Here is a 3,396-nt window from a genome sequence, read left to right as displayed (position 1 = left end):
GGCAGCGCAGAGCGGGGCGGACGGACCGCGGTGGCGGGTGGTTGTCGAAGTCACCCACGACTGTCCGCAGCAGGCCCGGGACGGGCTGAACTCCCTGCTCTGGTTCCGGGCGAAGGACGAGGCGCAGACCTCGGCGGAACGGCGTCCGCTGCTGGCGGCGGTCGCCCGGCTGGAGACCGAGAGTGTCGATGAACTCACCGTGCTCGACACCCGCTACCGGGTGGTGCGGGCCGAGGAGTACGCGGCCGTCGACGCGCACGGCGACATCGAGACGCCATGGCCCACCGACCCCGAACCCCTCGTCCCCGACTGGAGCCCCGGCGCGGCCGTCCACGGGCCGAGGGTCGACGACGGTCTCGTCCTGGACCCGGACGCCCCGCTCTCCCCTCTGCAGGCGGCCGAGCGGCTGTACCTGCGCTCCCTGGCCTACACCGGCACCAGGTTCCCCGACCCTGTACTGCAGGACTCCGCGCGAGCTCTGGAGACCCACCCCGACGTCCTGATCATGCCGACGGCCTTCCTGATCGTCGAGCGGTCCGACGCCGAGCCCTGGACGCCGGGCAGCAGCCTCCACGCCACCGCCCACGACGCCCGCCGCACACTGGCCTTCGCCCTGACCTGGCTGACACCGCGCCAGCGCGGCCTGATCCCCTACGACGCCGAGAGAGACGTCGACGCCCACACCGTCGTCGCCGAGAACACCAGCCCCGCCGCCGGGGAGCTGGCGGTGTTCGCCGAGGCCGCGGAACGACTCCGCGCCGGCCGGCTCAACCAGGTCGAGGCCCACGGCGTCGTCTCCCGCATCGCCCGCACCCGCCGCCTGCTGCGCTGGGGCCCCGACGGACCGGAATGCCCCCGCCCCTCCGACACCGACACCCACGCGCCGCAGGCCATCCACCCGCGCCTTGACGAGCACGGCACCGTCCACTTCGAAGAGCAGGCAGAGGACGAGGCAGCCTCCTGACCCTCAGCCACCGTCCCTGATGGCGCAGCCGCTGCGGGCAGGACTCCGGGGCTGCTGAGACAGAGCATCCTGCGCCTCGCCGTCCTGGCCGCCGTCTCCGCGGTCCACCGACCGGACGCCTTGCCCGCCGACTACGCCCGCGCCGCGCTGCGCGCCGTCCGGGACCTCCGGCCATAGCTCACCCCGCGTGGCGGGCTGCGCGACAGGGTGGTTCGAGTCACCTGTGGAGGTGGCGGGCGGGACTGCTCGGAGTGAGGCCCGGCGGCCGGCCGCCGCGGCCGGCCGGTTACGGGACAAAGGCCCGGCCACAGACGGGCCCCGCTGCTACGCCTCCCGGGTAGGCGCGCCACCAGCCTGCTCGCGCAGCGTCAGCCACTCCTGGAGCTCGATCAGGTTGCCTTCCGGGTCCTGAAGGTAGGCGACCCGTAGCCGGTCGCCCATCGGGCCCGGCTCCCGGGTGAACTCCGCACCCCGCGAGAGGAGCTCGGCGTGGGCGGCGTCCAGGTCGTCCACACGCAACACCACCAGCGCGCGGTAGCCCTCCGGCTCCGCCCCCAACCGGCCCAGCACGTCGGCCATCTGCGCCCGGTCCTGCAGCGCGATCGCGGCCTGTCCGGTGTCGCGGCTGAGCTTGGCGTACGGGCCGCTCTCGGCCTCGAACTGCGGCTTGAGCCCGAGCACGTCCCGGTAGAAGCGGTAGACGGCGGGGAAGTCGGACACCAACAGGCGTATCTGGGTGAGTTCCATACGGACCTTTCTAGCCCGGTTCCGGTTCGATCGCGATCTTCGAGCGAGCCCCGGCGGGGGATCAGCTCGGAGGATCCGGGCGGTGAGCGGCGTGGACGGCACGCAATGCCGGCCGGCGTCGCTACTGTGAGGTCGCTGTCGAGCTGCACGTGTGACGCGCGGTGCCACGCCACCCGCTGCCAAGGGACCACGTGTGCCGGCCTCCAGGCAGGAGGTTCTCCACGATGATCGACCGGGACCGCGACGCACCGTGGACTCGCAAGCACGACGACCCGAGAGGTGTTCTCTTTCCGTCCGTGCCGGAGACCGCCTATCCGAAGTCCCTCCAGGAGCTGGTGGACCTGTGCCGTACGCGCCCGTCCGGAGTCCGGTACAAGTCAGCGGGAAGCCACTGGGCGCTCTCCGACTCCGCGGTCAGTGACCACACCTTCATCGAGACGCACGATCCGCGGGGCATCCGACAGGTTCTCGGCAGGACGCTGACCCAGGTGGTACCAGGATGTCTGCACCCCGACCTCCTGGAGCGGATGAGGAATGCGCGCTTCGTCGACATGTACGGCACGTTGTGCCATGTGGAAGCCGGTAAGCGGATCTGTCAGCTGTACGCCGAATGGGACCAGGTTGATCCCTGCACGGACGAGTCCACCCTGGGTGGGTTCATGAAAAAGCACTACGGTGTGGATCATTTCTCGGGTCCGTGGGGGTTCGCGACTCTCGGGGGTGCCGGAGGCCAGACCGTCGTCGGCGCCTTCAGCACCGGTACTCACGGCGGGGACTTCGACCGCGGCCCCCTCACCGACGCCGTCATGGCCATCCATCTCGTCGCCGATGGCGGCCGGCAATACTGGATCGAACGCGTCGACGAACGCTGGGCACCCCAGCTCACCGACGACACGCTGCTGACCGCCCTGTACGACCGCCCGGAATACGGCGGGCCCGACAACTTCACCATCATCCGCGAAGCCGACAACCGCACGTTCAAGGCCGTTCTGGTATCGGTCGGCCGTTTCGGAATCATCTACTCTGTGGTTCTGCGCGCCCAGCGGCAGTACTCGCTGTGGGAGCGCCGGCGTCTGCACCTGTGGCAGGACGTCCGCCGGCAGATCGGCGATCGTGAAGGCCCGCTCTACACCGACAGCGCCCCCGGCCACACTGGATTCCGGCAGCGGTTCCTCCAGATCTCCGTCTGCCTGACGCCTCATCTCAACTTCGGCCGCAATCTCGTCGGCGTCACCAAGCGGTGGCAGATGGATCTTGACGCGGCTCCTGAAGGCCAGGCCCAAAGGGTCGGCGCTCGCGTGAACGACCCGGTTGCCGAACAGCTGAATCAGGCACCTGTTTATCAGTTCGCCGGGCGCAGTTTCCCCTACACCCCTGACGAAGACCATCCGTACCGGTCCGGGGAGCCGAGCTTCCTCGACCGGGCCTGCGCGGACGGTAGCTTCCTCAAAGGCGTGCTGGAGCAGGCCTCCAAAGAGATCGAGGAATTCGTGGAGTCCCACGGAGCCGTCGTCGGCGCGGGGGTCGGTGCCATCGCCGCCGCCGGCGGGGCCGGGCTGCTGGCATTGCTGCCGGCGCTGGCGCTCGCCCTGCTCGTGCTCAGGGAGCTGCGTGAGCGATTTCTCCTCGGCAAGCACACCCTCGACCGTCCCGCGGTCGTCCGCAGGGAGGCCGACGAGGGCCAC

The 3,396-nt window shown here is 70.2% G+C and carries 4 protein-coding genes; 3 read left to right on the top strand and 1 reads right to left on the bottom strand.

Annotated elements, in window-relative coordinates; genetic code table 11:
• Together AB0O29_RS34615 and AB0O29_RS34610 are read left to right on the top strand one after the other, a co-directional pair.
• Positions 1 to 964 (top strand): DUF5954 family protein (locus AB0O29_RS34615; RefSeq protein WP_365160027.1); only part of this gene is annotated, 964 nt, incomplete at its 5' end.
• 51 nt (positions 965 to 1,015) lie between these two features.
• Positions 1,016 to 1,141, top strand: a complete 126-nt coding sequence (locus AB0O29_RS34610; protein ID WP_365160030.1) for a DUF6354 family protein — start codon at positions 1,016 to 1,018, stop codon at positions 1,139 to 1,141.
• 147 nt (positions 1,142 to 1,288) lie between these two features.
• Here AB0O29_RS34610 and AB0O29_RS34605 read toward each other — a convergent pair whose 3' ends face one another.
• Positions 1,289 to 1,711, bottom strand: coding sequence for a VOC family protein (locus tag AB0O29_RS34605; RefSeq protein ID WP_365160024.1), 423 nt, complete (start codon positions 1,709 to 1,711; stop codon positions 1,289 to 1,291).
• 224 nt (positions 1,712 to 1,935) lie between these two features.
• Between AB0O29_RS34605 and AB0O29_RS34600 the strand changes: the two genes are divergently transcribed.
• The coding region (locus AB0O29_RS34600) for a hypothetical protein (protein WP_365160021.1) at positions 1,936 to 3,396 on the top strand (1,461 nt) is incomplete at its 3' end.

It is taken from the genome of Streptomyces sp. NPDC089915, assembly GCF_040684675.1.
GTDB lineage: Bacteria > Actinomycetota > Actinomycetes > Streptomycetales > Streptomycetaceae > Streptomyces.
The sequence above is the reverse complement of the archived record's forward strand: the minus strand, read 5'-3'. Positions and strand labels throughout refer to the sequence as shown.

Excerpts from the sequence above, each read along its gene's own strand:
- AB0O29_RS34605 (WP_365160024.1), bottom strand. The coding sequence starts at position 1,711 with ATGGAACTCACCCAGATACGCCTGTTGGTGTCCGACTTCCCCGCCGTC.